The 17,948-nt window shown below is 70.2% G+C and carries 15 protein-coding genes; 12 read left to right on the forward strand and 3 right to left on the reverse strand.

Going from position 1 to position 17,948, the window contains the following annotated elements; translation table 11 throughout:
* The first annotated feature begins 164 nt into the window (after positions 1–164).
* From gap to pgi, 7 genes are all read left to right on the forward strand, one after another.
* A complete protein-coding gene (gene gap / locus ACSHXN_RS30455) occupies positions 165–1,172 on the forward strand; it encodes a type I glyceraldehyde-3-phosphate dehydrogenase (RefSeq protein ID WP_331267637.1) in 1,008 nt (335 codons plus the stop codon).
* A 164-nt stretch (positions 1,173–1,336) separates the two neighbouring features.
* Entirely contained in the window at positions 1,337–2,548 is a 1,212-nt protein-coding gene (locus ACSHXN_RS30460) for a phosphoglycerate kinase (protein WP_355130877.1), read from the forward strand.
* A gap of 5 nt (positions 2,549–2,553) precedes the next feature.
* Positions 2,554–3,330 carry a triose-phosphate isomerase gene (tpiA, locus tag ACSHXN_RS30465; RefSeq protein ID WP_438304385.1) on the forward strand — a complete coding sequence of 259 codons (777 nt, stop codon included), beginning with the start codon at positions 2,554–2,556 and terminating at the stop codon, positions 3,328–3,330.
* A gap of 153 nt (positions 3,331–3,483) precedes the next feature.
* Positions 3,484–3,720 carry a preprotein translocase subunit SecG gene (gene secG / locus ACSHXN_RS30470; RefSeq protein WP_355130873.1) on the forward strand — a complete coding sequence of 79 codons (237 nt, stop codon included), beginning with the start codon at positions 3,484–3,486 and terminating at the stop codon, positions 3,718–3,720.
* A gap of 211 nt (positions 3,721–3,931) precedes the next feature.
* Positions 3,932–4,267, forward strand: a complete 336-nt coding sequence (locus ACSHXN_RS30475; RefSeq protein ID WP_003957010.1) for an RNA polymerase-binding protein RbpA — start codon at positions 3,932–3,934, stop codon at positions 4,265–4,267.
* A gap of 145 nt (positions 4,268–4,412) precedes the next feature.
* The gene (locus ACSHXN_RS30480; protein WP_438304388.1) at positions 4,413–5,681 is read left to right on the forward strand and encodes an MFS transporter; all 1,269 of its coding nucleotides are present in this window, start codon (positions 4,413–4,415) and stop codon (positions 5,679–5,681) included.
* Between the two features lie 65 nt (positions 5,682–5,746).
* The gene (pgi, locus tag ACSHXN_RS30485) at positions 5,747–7,399 is read left to right on the forward strand and encodes a glucose-6-phosphate isomerase (protein WP_355130869.1); all 1,653 of its coding nucleotides are present in this window, start codon (positions 5,747–5,749) and stop codon (positions 7,397–7,399) included.
* Between the two features lie 68 nt (positions 7,400–7,467).
* Here pgi and ACSHXN_RS30490 read toward each other — a convergent pair whose 3' ends face one another.
* The 3 genes from ACSHXN_RS30490 to ACSHXN_RS30500 form a co-directional block, all read right to left on the reverse strand.
* Entirely contained in the window at positions 7,468–9,750 is a 2,283-nt protein-coding gene (locus tag ACSHXN_RS30490; protein ID WP_438304390.1) for an FtsX-like permease family protein, read from the reverse strand.
* Between the two features lie 64 nt (positions 9,751–9,814).
* Positions 9,815–10,564, reverse strand: a complete 750-nt coding sequence (locus ACSHXN_RS30495) for an ABC transporter ATP-binding protein (protein ID WP_356110883.1) — start codon at positions 10,562–10,564, stop codon at positions 9,815–9,817.
* A complete protein-coding gene (locus ACSHXN_RS30500; protein WP_355798397.1) occupies positions 10,561–11,076 on the reverse strand; it encodes a PadR family transcriptional regulator in 516 nt (171 codons plus the stop codon). Before ACSHXN_RS30500 ends, ACSHXN_RS30495 begins: the two co-directional genes overlap by 4 nt.
* Positions 11,077–11,199: 123 nt before the next feature.
* On the opposite strand from ACSHXN_RS30500, the gene ACSHXN_RS30505 reads away from it, so the two are divergent.
* The 5 genes from ACSHXN_RS30505 to ACSHXN_RS30525 all read left to right on the forward strand — a co-directional run bounded on the left by ACSHXN_RS30505 (position 11,200) and on the right by ACSHXN_RS30525 (position 17,915).
* On the forward strand, positions 11,200–12,471 hold the full coding sequence (locus tag ACSHXN_RS30505) for an ABC transporter substrate-binding protein (protein ID WP_355798399.1): 1,272 nt from the start codon (positions 11,200–11,202) through the stop codon (positions 12,469–12,471).
* 204 nt (positions 12,472–12,675) lie between these two features.
* A complete protein-coding gene (locus tag ACSHXN_RS30510) occupies positions 12,676–14,322 on the forward strand; it encodes a glycoside hydrolase family 13 protein (RefSeq protein ID WP_438304393.1) in 1,647 nt (548 codons plus the stop codon).
* A 63-nt stretch (positions 14,323–14,385) separates the two neighbouring features.
* Positions 14,386–15,711 carry an ABC transporter substrate-binding protein gene (locus ACSHXN_RS30515; RefSeq protein ID WP_356110891.1) on the forward strand — a complete coding sequence of 442 codons (1,326 nt, stop codon included), beginning with the start codon at positions 14,386–14,388 and terminating at the stop codon, positions 15,709–15,711.
* 6 nt (positions 15,712–15,717) lie between these two features.
* Positions 15,718–17,079, forward strand: a complete 1,362-nt coding sequence (locus ACSHXN_RS30520; protein WP_438304396.1) for an ABC transporter permease subunit — start codon at positions 15,718–15,720, stop codon at positions 17,077–17,079.
* Positions 17,076–17,915 (forward strand): carbohydrate ABC transporter permease, encoded by an 840-nt coding sequence (locus ACSHXN_RS30525; RefSeq protein WP_355130853.1) that lies wholly within the window; start codon positions 17,076–17,078, stop codon positions 17,913–17,915. The genes ACSHXN_RS30520 and ACSHXN_RS30525 overlap by 4 nt, the downstream gene beginning before the upstream one ends.
* The last annotated feature ends 33 nt before the right edge of the window (positions 17,916–17,948 follow it).

The following is a 17,948-nucleotide window of genomic DNA, read 5'->3' on the forward strand; positions in this document are numbered from 1 at the left end:
GGGGCGGTCCGTACCCCTACTGGCGGGTACGGACCGCCCTGCCGTGTATGGGGCATCTCGATGTCACTCCGGGAGCCACTGGGAGGTAGGGTCATGGGTGGTCGGGGACATCCCATACAGCTCGCCGGCGTCGAAAGCCGGCGTACCAACGAGGAGATCGGTTCGTGACGATCCGCGTAGGCATCAACGGCTTCGGCCGCATCGGACGTAACTACTTCCGCGCGCTGCTGGAGCAGGGTGCAGACATCGAGATCGTGGCTGTCAATGACCTGGGTGACACCGCGACCACCGCTCACCTGCTGAAGTACGACACCATCCTCGGCCGCCTGAAGCAGGAGGTGTCCCACACCGAGGACACCATCACCGTCGGCGGTAAGACGATCAAGGTCCTCTCCGAGCGCAACCCCGCCGACATCCCGTGGGGCGAGTTGGGCGTCGACATCGTCATCGAGTCGACCGGCATCTTCACCAAGAAGGAAGACGCCGAGAAGCACATCGCCGGCGGCGCCAAGAAGGTCATCATCTCGGCCCCGGCCAAGAACGAGGACGTCACCATCGTCATGGGTGTCAACCAGGACACCTACGACCCGGCGAACCACCACGTCATCTCCAACGCCTCCTGCACCACCAACTGCGTGGCCCCGATGGCGAAGGTCCTCGACGAGAACTTCGGCATCGTCAAGGGTCTGATGACCACGGTGCACGCGTACACGAACGACCAGCGCATCCTGGACTTCCCGCACAAGGACCTGCGCCGCGCCCGTGCCGCCGCCGAGAACATCATCCCGACCACCACCGGTGCCGCCAAGGCCACCGCTCTGGTCCTGCCGCAGCTGAAGGGCAAGCTGGACGGCATCGCGATGCGCGTCCCGGTCCCGACCGGTTCGGTCACCGACCTGGTCGTCGAGCTGAGCCGCGAGGTCACCAAGGAAGAGGTCAACGCCGCCTTCCAGAAGGCCGCCGAGGGCGAGCTCAAGGGCCTCCTCGACTACACCGAGGACGAGATCGTCTCCTCCGACATCGTCAACGCCCCGGCGTCCTGCACGTTCGACTCCTCCCTGACCATGGTTCAGGACGGCAAGAGCGTGAAGGTCATCGGCTGGTACGACAACGAGTGGGGCTACTCCAACCGTCTGGTCGACCTGACGGTCTTCGTCGGCAACCAGCTCTGATCGCCGAAGCAGGCATCTCGATGCGATAGCAGGGCTCGGACGGCGCACTCCCGCGCCGCCCGAGCCCTGCCGCACGTACGGCGAGCCGGTCCGCACGCGGGCGCGGCTCGCGTGCAGATCCATCAGCCCTCGTACGATCAAGAGCTTTCCTCAGGAGTCCCCCTATGAAGACGATCGACGAACTCCTCTCCGAAGGCGTGGACAACAAGCGGGTCTTCGTCCGCGCCGATCTGAACGTCCCGCTGGCCGACGGCCTCATCACCGACGACGGCCGCATCCGCGCCGTTCTGCCCACCGTCAAGGCCCTCGCCGACGCGGGCGCCAAGGTGATCGTCGCCTCGCACCTGGGCCGCCCCAAGGGTGCTCCGGACCTGACCTTCTCGCTGCTTCCGGCCGCCGAGCGGCTCGCCGAACTGCTCGGTGCCCCGGTGGCGTTCGCCCAGGACACCGTCGGCCCCGCCGCCCACGACGCGGTCGACGGCCTCCAGCCCGGCCAGGTCGCGGTCATCGAGAACCTGCGCTTCAACCCCGGCGAGACCTCCAAGGACGACACCGAGCGCGGCGAGTTCGCCGACCGGCTCGCCGCCCTCGCGGACGTGTACGTGGGCGACGGCTTCGGCGCGGTCCACCGCAAGCACGCTTCCGTGTACGACCTGCCGGCCCGGCTGCCGCACTACGCCGGCTACCTGATCGCCACCGAGGTCGGCGTCCTGAAGAAGCTCACCGAGGACGTCCGGCGTCCTTATGTCGTCGCGCTCGGCGGCGCCAAGGTCTCGGACAAGCTGGCCGTCATCGACCAGCTGCTCGGCAAGGCTGACCGCCTGCTGATCGGCGGCGGCATGGCCTACACCTTCCTCAAGGCCAAGGGCTACGAGGTCGGCATCTCCCTCCTCCAGGCGGACCAGATCCCGGCCGTCACCGAGTACATCGAGCGCGCGGAGAAGAACGGCGTCGAGCTGGTCCTCCCGGTCGACGTGCTGGTCTCGCCGGAGTTCCCGGACCTGAAGACCAAGGCGCCCGCCAACCCCACCGTCGTCGCCGCGGACGCGATCCCGGCCGACCAGGAGGGCCTGGACATCGGTCCGGAGACCTGCAAGCTGTACGCCTCGAAGCTCGCCGACGCGGCCACCGTCTTCTGGAACGGCCCCATGGGCGTCTTCGAGCACCCCGACTACGCCGAGGGCACCAAGGCGGTCGCCCAGGCCCTCGTCGAATCCCCGGCCTACACCGTGGTCGGTGGCGGCGACTCCGCCGCGGCCGTCCGCATCCTGGGATTCGACGAATCGGCATTCGGCCACATCTCGACCGGTGGCGGCGCCTCCCTCGAATACCTCGAGGGCAAGACGCTCCCCGGCCTCGCCGCACTGGAGGACTGACCTCGATGAGCACGCGCACGCCGCTGATGGCGGGCAACTGGAAGATGAACCTCAACCACCTCGAGGCCATCGCCCACGTCCAGAAGCTCGCCTTCGCCCTGGCCGACAAGGACTACGACGCCGTCGAGGTCGCGGTCCTGCCGCCCTTCACCGACCTGCGCTCCGTGCAGACCCTGGTCGACGGTGACAAGCTCAAGGTCAAGTATGGTGCCCAGGATGTCTCGGCGCACGACGCCGGTGCCTACACCGGTGAGATCTCCGGCACGATGCTGGCCAAGCTGAAGTGCACCTACGTGGTGATCGGCCACTCCGAGCGCCGCCAGTACCACAACGAGACCGACGAGCTGGTGAACGCCAAGGCCAAGGCCGCCTTCAAGCACGGTCTGGCCCCGATCCTGTGCGTCGGCGAGGAGCTGGAGGTCCGCGAGGCGGGCAACCACGTCGCGCACACGCTCGAGCAGGTCGAGGGCGGCCTCAAGGGCCTGCCGGCCGAGCAGGCCGAGTCGATCGTGATCGCCTACGAGCCCGTCTGGGCCATCGGAACCGGCAAGGTGTGCGGCGCCGACGACGCGCAGGAGGTCTGCGCGGCGATCCGCGGCAAGATCGCGGAGCTGTACACGCAGGAGGTGGCCGACAAGGTCCGCGTCCAGTACGGCGGCTCCGTGAAGTCGGGCAATGTGGCGGAAATCATGTCGAAGCCGGACATTGACGGCGCTCTTGTGGGCGGTGCCTCGCTGGACGCCGACGAGTTCGTCAAGATCGTCCGCTTCCGGGACCAGTGAGTCGCCCTCCGGAGGCGAACCGACAGGTCGCGAGTATGCGGTAGAGGCGATCCGTCGTACCCTTGCGGGGCCGAGACTGTTATTCGGAACGTGACGTTTCCGTAAGAGCCTCGGCCCCGTCGTTCATCCGAATCCGAGGAAGTTGGTCCAGCCGTGGTTTTGGGGTTCTCGATCGCCCTGATCGTCTTCAGCCTGCTGCTGATGCTGCTGGTGCTGATGCACAAGGGGAAGGGCGGCGGCCTCTCCGACATGTTCGGTGGCGGCATGCAGTCCTCCGTCGGCGGCTCCTCGGTCGCCGAGCGCAACCTCGACCGGATCACCATCGTGATCGGTCTGCTCTGGTTCGCGTGCATCGTGGTGCTCGGCCTCCTGATGAAGGTCAAGAGCTAGCGTCGGCCGACACCGGCAGATCGCACATAAAGTACGTAACGCCCCATGTTCGGTACGGGTCTTCGGACGCGGCCTATCATGGGGCTTGCGTCTAGGGGCGGGGGTAACTCCCATCACTGGACGCGCGTTGGGCCTTACGTAGACTGAGGCGCTCGCAGCGAAGCGAAACGCCGACTCGCTTTGCGGCACCATCACGCAGGGAGTTACGACCGTGGCAAGTGGCAACGCGATCCGAGGAAGCCGGGTCGGGGCGGGGCCGATGGGCGAGGCCGAGCGCGGTGAGTCCGCGCCGCGTCTGCGCATCTCCTTCTGGTGCTCCAACGGGCACGAGACGCAGCCCAGCTTCGCCAGCGACGCGCAGGTTCCCGACACCTGGGACTGCCCGCGCTGCGGCTTTCCGGCCGGTCAGGACCGGGACAACCCGCCGGACCCGCCGCGAACCGAGCCCTACAAGACGCACCTCGCCTATGTGCGGGAGCGGCGCAGCGACGCGGACGGCGAGGCGATCCTCGCCGAGGCGCTCGCCAAGCTGCGGGGCGAGATCTAGAAGCCGAGTCCGGCCGGGCACCGACGCGTGTCCGGCCGGAGTCGTTGTCACCACCCGCGGCGGGCACGCGCGGCGGACCGCGACACGGCCGATTGTCAGTGGGGTCCCCTACGGTGTGTGCATCGGCGCATCGTGAGGGGGAATCGTGGCGGCGGTCGAGGCGGCGGGCGTGCGTGCGCCCGCGTGGCGCGGGGGGTTCGGGCGGCTGTGGTCCGCTGCCGTGGTCTCCCGGTTCGGGGACGCCCTGCGCACGGCTGCGCTGCCCCTGCTGGCCGTGCGGCTCACGGACGAGCCCTTCGCCGTTGCCTCGGTCACAGCCTGCGGCTATGCACCCTGGCTGCTCTTCGGCCTGCTCGGCGGGGCCGTGGCCGACCGGGTGGACCAGCGGCGGGCGATGTGGGCCGTCGACACCCTGCGCGGCGTGCTCGTCGCCTTCTTCGCGTTCGCCGTGGGGCTCGGGCACGCCTCGATCCCGTTGCTGCTCGCGCTCGCCTTCTCGCTCACCACGCTCCAGACCCTCTTCGACAACGCATCCACGGCCCTGCTGCCGTCTCTGGTGGAGCGCGAGTCCCTCGGCGGCGCCAACGCCCGGCTGATGACCGGGCAGCAGTTGGCGGGCGGCCTGCTGGCGGGCCCGTTCGTGCCGCTGCTGCTGGCGGCGGGCGCCTTCATGCCGTTCGCGGCGGACGCGACCACCTACCTCCTGGCCGCCGCCCTCGTGGCCTCCCTGCGGATCCGGCCGCCCGAGCGCGAGCCGCGCCCGGCCGGCAGCACGCTGAGGACGGAGATCGGCGAAGGCCTGCGCACACTGTGGCGGGACCGGGCGCTGCGCGGGGTCTGCCTGGCCACGCTGCTGTGCAACATCGGCATGGGCGCCCTGATCGCGACGCTGGTGCTGCACGTGACGCGCTGGCTGCACGGGGGCACCGCGGAATACGCGGCCGTGATGACGGCGTACTCGGCCGGCAGCCTCGCCGGCGGCTTCGTCGCCCAGCGGATCGCGCGCCGCACCGGACGCGTCCGCGCGCTGCTCCTGGCCGGATGCGTCCAGACGGCGTCGCTGTGCGTCATGGGCACCGTCCGCCACCTGGCGGCCCTGGTCGCCGGCATGCTGCTGCTCGGCGCCATGAACATGGTGTGGAACGTCAACCAGGTCACCCTCATGCAGCAACGCAGCCCCTCGGCCATGGTGGGCCGCATCGCCTCCGCCTTCCGCACGGCCTCGACGTCCGGTGCACCGATCGGCGCGCTGCTCGGCGGAGTCGTGGCGCGGACCTACGGACTGAACGGGCCCGCGCTGCTCGCGGCCGTCCTCTTCGGACTCGCCGTCACCTCGTTGATAACCGTGGGCAAGGCGGACGTATCTGTTGTTGCGCCGGAGGACGGCGCGACGGCAGGTCACCCGACGCCCTGATCAATTAGGTTGTGACCCGCAGCGGCGCGAGGTAGCACACGCAAGGAAGAAGGCGGAAGTCCGAGATGAACGCAGACGGCCGTACCAGGCTCAACCAGTCGCCCGAGTGGACGGCTCTGGCCAAGCACCGTGAGGAGCTTGACGGGCTGGGGTTGCGGGAGTTGTTCGCGGCGGATCCGGGGCGGGGCGCGGGATACACACTGCAGGTCGGGGATCTGCACGTCGACTACTCCAAGCACCTGGTCACCGACGAGACGCTGCGGTTGCTGCGCGAGTTGGCCGCCGCCAGGGACGTGTCAGGACTGCGGGACGCCATGTTCCGCGGGGAGAAGATCAACGTCACGGAGAAGCGGGCGGTGCTGCACACGGCGCTGCGTGCGCCGCGCGATGCGGTGGTCGAGGTCGACGGCGAGAACGTGGTGCCCCAGGTCCACGCGGTGCTGGACAAGATGGCCGCCTTCGCCGACCGGGTCCGCTCGGGTGAGTGGACGGGGCACACCGGCAAGCGCATCAAGAACGTGGTCAACGTCGGCATCGGCGGCTCGGATCTGGGTCCGGCGATGGCGTACGAGGCGCTGCGGGCCTACACCGACCGCTCGCTGACCCTCCGGTTCGTCTCGAACGTGGACGGCGCCGACCTGCACGAGGCGACGCGCGACCTGGACCCGGCCGAGACGCTGTTCATCATCGCCTCCAAGACGTTCACCACCATCGAGACCATCACCAACGCCACCTCCGCCCGCAACTGGCTGCTGACCGGGCTGAAGGCCGGTCAGGAAGCGGTCGCCAGGCATTTTGTGGCCCTGTCGACGAATGCCGGCAAGGTCACGGAGTTCGGTATCGACCCTGACAACATGTTCGAGTTCTGGGACTGGGTCGGCGGCCGCTACTCGTACGACTCGGCCATCGGGCTCTCCTTGATGATCGCCATCGGGCCCGACCGGTTCCGGGAGATGCTGGACGGTTTCCACACCGTCGACGAGCACTTCCGCACCGCGCCCGCCGAGTCCAATGTGCCGCTGCTCCTGGGCCTGCTGGGCGTCTGGTACGGCAACTTCCACGACGCCCAGTCGCACGCGGTGCTGCCGTACTCGCACTACCTGTCCAAATTCACCGCCTACCTGCAGCAGCTGGACATGGAGTCCAACGGCAAGTCGGTGGACCGCGAGGGCAGGCCCGTGGAGTGGCAGACGGGCCCGGTGGTGTGGGGCACCCCCGGGACCAACGGGCAGCACGCCTACTATCAGCTCATCCACCAGGGCACCGAGCTGATCCCGGCCGACTTCGTCGGCTTCGCCGAGCCCGTCGGGGAACTGAGCCAGGAGCTGAAGGCGCAGCACGACCTGCTCATGGCCAACTTCTTCGCGCAGACCCAGGCACTGGCGTTCGGCAAGACCGCGGACGAGGTGCGCGCCGAGGGCGTGCCCGAGGAACTGGTGGCGCACAAGACGTTCAAGGGCAACCACCCGACGACCACGATCCTCGCCCGGGAACTGACGCCGTCGGTCATCGGCCAGCTCGTCGCCCTCTACGAGCACAAGGTGTTCGTGCAGGGCGCGATCTGGAACATCGACTCCTTCGACCAGTGGGGCGTCGAACTGGGCAAGGTGCTCGCCAAGCGCGTCGAACCCGCTCTCACCGAGGGCGCCGATGTGCCGGGCCTCGATGCGTCCACAAAGGCCCTCGTCGCCAAGTACCGTGAGCTGCGGGGCCGTTAGCCGTCACGGGTAGGGAAGCCGGCCCTCGAACCGCTCGCGAGGGCCGGCCGCCGCGGAAACCGCCGGCCTCAGGCCACCGCGCTCAGGGTGTCCGCGAGCCGGCGGCGGGCGGCGCGCGCCGCCGGCAGGGCCGCGAGGGCGGCGGCGCCCAGGACGGCGGCGGCTCCGAACAGCAGCAGAAGTGCGGGGGAGGGGCCTTGAGCCAGTCCGGCGCCGATGCCGCTGGAGCGGCCCTGGGCGTCGATCAGCCAGTGGGCCAGCGGAATCCCCAGCGCCGTGCCGATGCCGACCGCGGCCAGTGTGGTGCAGGCCGTGGCCGTGACGGTGATCGCGGTGATCTGCCGCGGTGACAGACCGATCGCCTTGAGCGCCAGCAGGTCCCGTTCGCCCTCGCGGACGGTGCCGCCGATCGCGCTCAGCAGTTCGACGATCCCGATCAGGGCGAGGACCGCGATCAGGCCGACGACGACTCCGCGCAGCGGGGACAGCCCGTCCGCCGGATTCGTCACCGGATGCACGTCGATATGCCCGCGGGCGGCCTCGGCCAGCTCGTCGGCGACCTCGTGCGGGTCGGCTCCGGGGCGCAGCCGGAGCTGATACAGGGTCGGGCGCAGATGCGGATCGTTCTCGCGAAGGGTGTCGAGCGAGGTGGAGATGACCCGCCCGGCGTTCTCCGGCTCAATGCTGCGGCCCACGATGTGCAGGATCTGCGGCTGGTCGCCCACCGTCATCCGCACCCAGTCGCCGACGCGCACATCCAGCAGGTCGAGCAGCCCCTGCCCGGCCACCGCCTCGTCCGGGCCCCGTGCCGGGCGGCCCTCGGCGACGGCGAAGGGGTAGGGCGCCGTGCGGGTGCCCAGGCCGCGCAGGGCGATCGTGGCCGTCTGGCCCGGCACCAGGGCCGCCACCTCGACGCCCGGGTAGGCGTCCGCGACCTGCGGATCTCCCTCCAGAAGCGAGCGGGCCGCCGTATCGCCGAGATCCCCGTCGGGGCGGACGGTCAGGGCGCCCGCGAGGCCGACCTCCTGGGGTCTGCTGTGGAAGCGCTCGATGGTGGTCCACGCGCTCACCGCCACCACGATCAGCAGCAGCGGCAGCGCCAGCCGGGCGACGGTGGCGAGGGCGCGGGGACGGCGGGTGAACGCGTTGTGCCAGCCCAGGACGAGCGCGGGGGGCAGCCGCAGGCCGAGGGCTCCGCGTGCCACGCCCGTCAGACGGCCCCCGGCCGGCGACGCCGGCCGGGGCACCGGCACGGGAGGCACCCGTCCCGCACGCCAGGCCGCGAGCCAGGTGGTGGCGGCGATGAACAGAACGGCGCCGACCGGGACCGTGAACAGGACCACGGTGTGTCCGGGCAGCCCCTGCCACACACCGACCGCGTCGCCGAGACGCCCGGGGATCCGGCTGCCGAGCCCCTGGGTGAGCGCGGCCGCGGCCAGGGCGCCGAGCAGCGCGTAGGCGACATGCTGGAGCAGGAAGATCCGCACGACCTGGCCGGGCGTGAAGCCGATCGCCTTCAGCACCGAGATGTCCCGCAGATGCCCGCGGATGCGGGTGCCGATCGCCCCGTGGACGGCGAACCCGGCGGCGACGAGTGCCCCGAGTCCGAACAGCCCGAGCACCTGGCCCAGCAGCCGGTTGTCGCCCTGCGCCTCGGCCCGGGCCTGCTTCCACGTCGAGACCTCGCTGACGGCGCCGGCCCCGAGCACGGTGACGGAGCGCTGGACGGCGTAGTCGGTGTCCTCCGGGTCGGTCAGGCGCAGCCCGGTCACCTGGCCGCCGGGATCGCGCACGGCGGACGGCAGCGCCCAGACGAGCCCCGGCTGTTCGCCCGGGCTGTAACGGGGTTCGGCGCTGTCGGCGATGCCCACGACGGTCAGGGTCCGCGCCGTGCCGGCCACCGTCAGCAGGTCGCCGGGCTCGGCCAGCAGCGCCCGGGCCAGCCGGCTCTCCAGCACCACGCCGTCGGGTTGCGCCGGGCTCAGCCAGTGGCCCGACGTGATCAGCGGGCGGCCGACGGACGGTGCCCGCGGTGTGCCGCGCAGTTCCACCGAGGCGCGGGTGCCCCGGGACGTCAGGGTCGCGGCCTCCGTGGTGTAGGGACCGGCCACCGACTCGACGCCGCCGAGTCCGGCCAGTTTCGCCGCGTCGGCGTCCCGGGCGGTGTGGATCCAGACATGGGCGCCGTGCGCCTGCGTGAAGATCCGTTGCCAGGGGTTGGTCGCGTATCCGAACAGGGCCGTGGCGAGCAGCAGGGAGACGACGATGCCTGCGGTGGCGAGGACCATGAACAGTGCCTCGCCGCGATGCGTCCGCAGATCGGAGTGGGCCCAGCGCAGGGTGGCTCGCACGGTGTCAGCCCCTCGGCTCGTGCGGGCCGGAAGGGTCCGCTCTCGGATCGTCGTGCACCGCGGATCAGTCCTTCAGCTCCAGCACACCGGATATCCCGGTCCTGCGCGGGGGTGTGCCGTCGAGCTCGGCGTCGTCGACGATGCGGCCGTCGAAGAAGCTGATCACCCGGTCCGCGGCGCTCGCCAGCCGGGCGTCATGGGTGACCAGCACGATGGTCTGGCCGCGCTGGTGGAACCGGGAGAGCAGTCGCATCACCTCGCGGGTGCCCTTGCTGTCGAGACTGCCCGCGGGTTCGTCGGCGAGCAGCAGCGGCGGATGGTTGACCAGGGCCCTGGCCAGTGCGACCCGCTGCTGTTCGCCGCCGGACAGCTCTCCCGGCATGCCGCGTTCCTTGCCGGCGAGCCCCAGTTCGGACAGCAGCTCCTCGCGCTCGGCCCGGGCCTGCCTGGGCGGGACGCCGGCGAGCAGCGCGGGCAGTTCGACGTTGTCGGCGACGGACAGGTTGGACACCAGATTGAAGAACTGGAAGACGATTCCGATGCGCTTCCTGCGCTCCACCGCCCAGCGGGCCTCGGTGTAGGCGTCGGTGCGCTCGCCGTCCAGCCAGAGGCTGCCGCTGTCCGGTCGTTGCAGCCCGCCCAGCAGATGCAGCAGCGTCGACTTCCCGGCGCCGGACGGGCCGGTGACGGCCACGAACTCGCCGCGGACCACGCTCAGGTCGACCCCGCGCACGGCACGGGCGGGTGCTCCCTCGCCGTGGTGGGTCTTGACGAGTCCCTCGGCGCGCAGCAGAGGAGTGGGGCCCTTGCTCACTCCAGCTCCTCCAGTTCCTCCTGGCACCGCTCCAGCCAGTCGAGGTCGGCCTGCAGGTGCAGCATGGCGCCCTCGATCAGCAGGTGGGCGATGCGGTTGTCCCGGTCCTCCGCGGCGGCCAGTTTCGACAGATTGCGCATGGTGTTGAGGTACTGGCGCCGCTGCTTGTTGATCAGGGCGATCTGATCGGCGAGACCGGTCTGCGGAGCGAGCGCCAGCTTCATGAAGAACTCGTCCCGCACCCGTGGTTCGTCCTCGGGCTCCTCGAACCAGGCGCCCAGCGCCTCACGCCCGGCGTCGGTGAGGTGGTAGATCTTCTTGTTCGGCCGACTGGACTGCTCGACCTCCTCGCCCTCGATCAGCCCCGACTTCTCCAGGCGTCCGAGGGTGACGTAGATCTGGCCGACGTTCGGCTGAGGGTACGCGGAGCCCAGCAGTTGCTCAAGGTCCTGCTTGAGCTCGTAGCCGTGGGCGGGGCCGCGTGCGAGGAGAGCAAGGAGGGGCAGGCGCACTCGTGCAGTCCTCCTCGCGTCCTTGTTTTGTGCTCCAGGCCCTAGTATCGCCCATACCTAACAGGTATACATGGCCTCTGACCCGCGCGACGACGCCCGGTGCCGGTGTACAGGGAGGAACCTATGCGGTGGATGCGCGCCGCCGGTAGGGGCCTTCTCGTCCTCGCCGTCGTCCTCACCGGCTATGTCGCCTCCGGCGCCCGCGCCGACGACGGGGCCGTGGGCGGTCGCGGCCCGCTCACCCTGGCCACCGCCGGAGATCTCACCGGCTATCTCGGACCGCTGCTCGAGGGCTGGAACCGTACGCATCCGGGCGAGAAGGTCACCCTTGTCGAGCTCCCGGACTCCGCCGACGAGACCCACGCGCAGATGACCACCGATCTGCGCGGCGGCGACCGCAGCCGGTTCGACGTCCTCAACATCGACGTCGCCTGGACCTCCGAGTTCGCAGCGGCCGGCTGGATCCGCCCGCTGCCGCGCGACCGGTTCCCGCTGAAGAGCTTCCTGCCGCCGGTCGTCGACACGGCGACGTACGACGGACGGCTGTACGCGGTCCCGTACGTCACCAACGCCGGTCTGCTCCTGTACCGCAAGGACATCCTCGCCAAGGAAGGCGTGGCGCCCCCGCGCACCTGGGCCGAACTGGAACGGGACGCGAAGACGATCGCCCCGAAGTACGGGCTCGACGGCTACGCGGGCCAGTTCCTGCCCTACGAGGGCCTGACCGTCAACGCGGCGGAGGCCGTCTACTCGGCGGGCGGCACGATCCTCGGCGACGAGGGTGAGCGCGTCACCGTCGATTCGGCCGCGGCGCGGGAGGGCATCGGGTTCCTCGCCCGTGGCGTGCGCGAGGGCTGGATCCCCGCGAAGGCGCTGACGTACAAGGAAGAGGAGTCCAAACAGGCCTTCCAGGACGGCCGTCTGCTCTTCCTGCGCAACTGGCCCTATGCGTACGTGGTCGCCTCCGCCAGGGGGTCCAAGGTGGCCGGGCGGATAGGCGCCGTACCGCTTCCGGGCCCCGACGGGCCGGGGGCCAGCGTCCTGGGCGGCTCGAACCTGGCGGTCAACACACATGCGCGGCACCCCGAGTCGGCCGCACGGCTGATCGCGTATCTGACCAGCGGTCCTGTGCAGCGCATGGTCCTGACGCGCGGTGCCCTGCCGCCCGTGCGCGCCGCGCTCTACGACGACCCCGAGCTGGTACGGCGGTTCCCGTACCTGCCGACCCTGCGGGCGAGTGTGCTCGCCGCCGCGCCGCGTCCCAAGAGCCCGCGCTACGACCAGGTGAGCCTGGTGGTGCAGGCGGTCGTGCACGACGCGCTCACCGGGCAGGAGACCCCCGAGAGCGCGGTTCGGCGGCTGGCGCGGGAGCTGGCCGCCGTCTCCACTCGCTAGCCCGAGCTGTCAGTAGTTACTTGTTAGGTAACGCGGACATCTCATCTGGCGTGGAGTGGCACCTATATATCCGCATTTGACGGACCAACTTCTCAGTAGCTTACGCTCATTCGTTGACACCCTGAGGACACCCCTACTTAACATGCATGCATAACCGTCGGCCTTGCTTCGGGCCGGCTCAGCACGCACAGACGGGTCAACGGGGTGAGTCCCAAGCACACAGACACCCATCGTTGGTGGCGCGACGCGGTGATCTACCAGGTGTACGTCCGGAGCTTCCTGGACAGCACAGGCGACGGCATCGGCGATCTGGCCGGGGTGAGGGCCGGGCTGCCGTATCTGAAGAAGCTCGGCGTCGACGGGATCTGGCTGAGCCCCTTCTACCCTTCGCCGCAGCACGACCACGGGTACGACGTGGCCGACTACTGCGACGTCGACCCGCTCTTCGGCGACCTCGCCGAGTTCGACCTGCTGATGACGGCGGCCCGGCGGCTGGGCGTGAAGGTGCTGCTGGACATCGTCCCCAACCACTGCTCCGGCGAGCACCCGTGGTTCCGCGAGGCGCTCGCCTCGGCTCCCGGCAGCGCGGCCCGCGCCCGGTTCCACTTCGCCGACGGCGGCGGCCCCGAGGGCGGCGAACCCCCCAACAACTGGCATTCCATGTTCGGCGGCCCGGCCTGGACCCGCGTCGTGGAGGCGGACGGCCGGCCCGGCCAGTGGTACCTGCACATGTTCACCCCCGAGCAGCCCGACTGGAACTGGCGCAACGGCGCGGTCGCCGCCGAGTTCGAGCGGGTCCTGCGCTTCTGGCTCGACCGGGGCGTCGACGGCTTCCGTATCGACGTCGCCGCGGGCCTCTTCAAGCACCCCGGGCTGCCCGACTCCCCGGACCCCGAGGCCGACGCCCGCACCCGCGACTCCGTCAACCCGCTTGCCTGGAACCAGCCCGAGGTGCACGACGTGTGGCGGCACTGGCGTGCGGTGTGCGAGGAGTACACGGCGCGGGACGGCCACGAACGCCTGCTGGTGGGCGAGGTGTCCGTGCCGACCGCCCGCGAGCACGCGCGCTACGTCCGCCCGGACGAGCTGCACCAGGCCTTCTTCTTCGATCTGCTGAGCGCCCCCTGGGACGCCGACGCCTTTCGCAAGGTCATCTCCGAGGCCGTGCAGGACATAGCCGGCACGGGCTCGACGGTCACCTGGGTCCTCAACAACCACGACCAGGTCCGCAGCGTCACCCGCTACGGCGAACCGGCCACCGAGGGCAGCGGCCTGGGCGCCGCCCGCGCCCGCGCCGCAGCCCTGCTGATGCTGGCGCTGCCCGGCGCCGCCTACATCTACCAGGGCGAGGAGCTGGGCCTGCCCGAGGTGGTCGACCTGCCCGACGACGTGCTCACCGACCCGATCTTCCGGCGCACCGGCAGCCGGGCCCGGATCCGCGACGGCTGCCGGGTCCCGTTGCCGTGGTCGGGGCAGGCGTCCCCGTTCGGGTTCACCTCCGGCACCGAAGGGGCCCAGCCGTGGCTGCCGCAGCCGGAGTGGTTCGCCGAGCACGCCACCGACCGCGCCCTCGCCGACACCCGCTCCTTCTGGCACCTCTACCGCGACGGCCTGCAACTGCGCTCCGCACTGCCCCAGTTGGGCGAAGGCACCCTGCGCTGGCTGGACACCCCGCCCGACGTCCTCGGCTTCGTGCGCGGTGACGGCCTCGTCTGCGCCGTCAACTTCGGTAGCGCGCCCACACCCGCCCCCGTCCCGGGCACCCCGCTGCTCGCCAGCGGCGCCTGCGCTCCCGGGGTGCTCGCCGGTGCCACGGCCGCCTGGTGGATCACCGACGGCACCGACCTCTGAGCACACGACCCGGCGACCCAGCTCCTGCACGTCCGATCCCCATTTCACGAAGGGACATCAACGATGATGCGACGTACCACCCTGCTCACCGGCTGCACGGCACTCGCCCTGGCGCTCGGCGCCACGGCCTGCGGCGGCGGCCCCGTCACCCCGGCAGGCGGCGGCGACAAGGCCCTCGCCGGCCGGACGGTCACCGTGGCCGGCGTCTGGACCGGCAGCGAGCAGAAGAACTTCCAGAAGGTCCTGGACGCGTTCTCCGCGAAGACCGGCGCCAAGACCCAGTTCGTGTCCACCGGCGACAACGTGTCCACCGTCGTCGGCAGCAAGATCGAGGGCGGCAACGCGCCCGACGTCGTGATGGTCCCGCAGGTCGGTGTGCTCCAGCAGTTCGCACAGAAGGGCTGGCTCCAGCCGCTGTCCACGACCGCCCAGCAGACGATCGGCGCCGACTTCGCGAGCGTGTGGAAGAACTACGGCAGCGTCGACGGCACCCTGTACGGCCTGTACTTCAAGGCCGCTCACAAGTCGACGGTCTGGTACAGCCCCGACGCCCTCGCCCAGGCCGGCGTCGAGCCGCCGAAGACCTACGACGAGATGCTCAAGGCCGGGCACACGGTGTCCGACTCGGGTCTCGCCGCCTTCGCGGTCGCCGGACAGGACGGCTGGACGCTGACGGACTGGTTCGAGAACATCTACCTCTCCCAGGCCGGGCCGGAGAAGTACGACGCCCTGGCCGCCCACAAGCTGAAGTGGACCGACGCGAGCGTGGTCGAGGCGCTCACCACACTCGGCAAGCTCTTCAAGGACAAGCAGCTGATAGCGGGCGGCCAGAAGGAGGCCCTCAACACCGACTTCCCGGGCTCCGTCGAGAAGGTCTTCGGACCCGAGCCGAAGGCGGGCATGGTCTACGAGGGGGACTTCGTCGCAGGCGTCGCCCACGACCAGTTCGGGAAGACCATCGGCCAGGACGCGGACTTCTTCGCCTTCCCCGCGGTCGACGGCGGCAGCGCGCCCGTGGTCAGCGGCGGTGACGCGGCGGTCGTCCTCAAGGACGGCAAGAACGCCAAGGCCGGCATGAAGCTCCTCGAATACCTGGCCACCCCCGAGGCCGCGGCCGTGTGGGCCGAGGCGGGCGGCTTCCTGTCCCCGAACAAGAAGCTCGATCTCGCCTCCTACGGAGACGACGTCACCCGGGCCACGGCGAAGTCGCTCGTCGCTGCGGGCGACTCGGTCCGCTTCGACATGTCCGACCAGGCGCCGGCGGCCTTCGGCGGCACCAAGGGCGCCGGCGAGTGGAAGCTGCTCCAGGACTTCCTCGGCGACCCGTCCGACCCGAAGGCGACCGCGGAGCGGCTGGAGGCCGCGGCGGCCAAGGCGTACCAGGGCTGAGTGGACATGACCGCCACCACGCTCGCGCAGGAGGCGGGTTCCCCGCCCGTCGCGTCCGCCGGCCGCGCACGGCGTACGCGACGGCGCGGCCGGATCATCGCCGTGCTCTTCGTCCTCCCGGCGCTGCTGCTGCTCGGCGCCCTGGTCGTCTACCCCGTGCTCTTCTCGGTCGGGCGCAGCTTCTTCGACGCCTCCGGGACCCGGTTCGTGGGCGGCGACAACTACACCGAGATGTTCCGCGATCCGGCGACGCTGAAGGCCATCCGGAACACCACCATCTGGGTGGTCGTCGCCCCGGCACTGCTGACCGGGCTCGGCCTGATCCTGGCCGTGCTGGTGGAGAAGGTGCGCTGGGCGACGGCGTTCAAGCTCCTGCTGTTCATGCCCATGGCGGTGTCCTTCCTCGCCGCCGGAATCATCTTCCGGCTCGCCTACGACGAGGACCCGGACAAGGGAGTGCTGAACGCCGCCGTGGTCTCGGTCCACGACGCCTTCGCGGGGACGTCGTCCTACCCGACGGCCCGGGCCCGTGAGGGCCAGGGGCTGATCCACGGCGCGGACGGCTCGTACCGCACGAGCACGGGTGTGTCGCCGGGCGACTCGGTGACGCTCGGGCTGGTCGGGGTACTGCCCAAGGACCTGCCCGCGAGTGCCGGGCCCGCGTACGCGGCGGCCGGCCGGAGCGCCGCGCCGGACGAGCTGCGCGGGGTCGTCTACCTGGACTTCACGCCCGGCGGGGGAGGGCGGCAGGGCGAGGTCGACCGGCGGGAGAGCGGGCTGCCGGAGATGAAGGTGGAGGCGGTGCGCGACGGGCGGACCGTGGCGAGCACGACGACCGCGTCCGACGGCTCCTTCCGCTTCCCGGGACTGGCGTCCGGCGCCTACACGGTGGAACTGCCCGCGTCCAACTTCGCACCGCCGTACCAGGGCGTTTCCTGGCTCGGCAGGACGCTGGTCACGCCGGCGATCATCGGGGCGTATCTGTGGATCTGGACCGGCTTCGCCATGGTGCTGATCGGCGCGGGCCTCTCGACGCTGCCACGGGACGCGCTGGAGGCGGCCCGGATGGACGGGGCGAACGAGTGGCAGATCTTCCGGCGGATCACGGTCCCGCTGCTCGCCCCGGTGCTGACCGTCGTCTTCGTCACCCTGGTGATCAACGTGATGAAGGTCTTCGACCTCGTCTACATCATCGCGCCAGGACCGGTCCAGGAGGACGCGACCGTGCTCGCGACGCAGATGTGGCTGGTGTCCTTCGGCGGAGGCAACAACCAAGGGCTGGGCAGCGCACTCGGGGTGCTGCTCCTGCTGCTGGTGATCCCCGCGATGGTCTTCAACGTCCGCCGTTTCCGAAGGAGTCAGCGATGAACGCGGTCAGGCGGGGCCTCGGCAACGGGCTGGTGCAGGCCTTCCTCGTGGTGATCGGGCTGATCTGGCTCACGCCGCTGGCGGGACTGTTCCTGTCTTCGCTGCGATCGGCCGAGGACACGGCGAAGGGCGGCTGGTGGACGGCGCTCACGGCCCCCGGGCAGCTGTCCTTCGACAACTACTCGGCCCTGCTGAAGAACGCCGGGATCATCCAGTCCTTCTGGAACACGGTGCTGATCTCGGTGCCGACGACCGTGCTGGTCGTCGGTATCGCGGCGCTCGCCGGATACGCCTTCGCCTGGCTGGACTTCCCCGCGCGGGAGCCGCTCTTCCTGCTGGTGGTGGCGTTGCTGGTGGTGCCGGTGCAGATCGGTCTGCTGCCGGTGGCCAAGCTCTTCGGGCAGCTGGGGCTGTTCGGCACGATTCCCGGTGTCGTGCTGTTCCACGTGGCGTACGGGCTGCCCTTCGCGGTGTTCCTGCTGCGGAACTACTTCGCCGAGATGCCGAAGGAGATGCTGGAGGCGGCGCGGATGGACGGCGGCAGCGAGTGGCGCATCTTCGTCCGGTTGGTCCTGCCGGTGGGCCGGCCCGCCCTCGCCAGCCTGGCCATCTTCCAGTTCCTGTGGGTGTGGAACGACATGCTGGTGGCGCTGCTGTTCGCCGACAGCTCGGCGCAGCCGCTCACCGTGGAACTGCAGTCGCAGATACGCCAGTTCGGCAGCAACATCGATGTCCTGGCGCCCGGCGCCTTCCTGTCGCTGATCGTGCCGGTGGTGGTGTTCTTCGCGTTCCAGCGGCACTTCGTGCAGGGGGTCATGGCGGGGTCGGTGAAATAGCCCCGCTCGTAGTGCGCGAAGGCCGGACGGGAG

The sequence above is a fragment of the Streptomyces sp. HUAS TT11 genome (assembly GCF_051553595.1).
Taxonomy (GTDB): Bacteria; Actinomycetota; Actinomycetes; order Streptomycetales; family Streptomycetaceae; genus Streptomyces.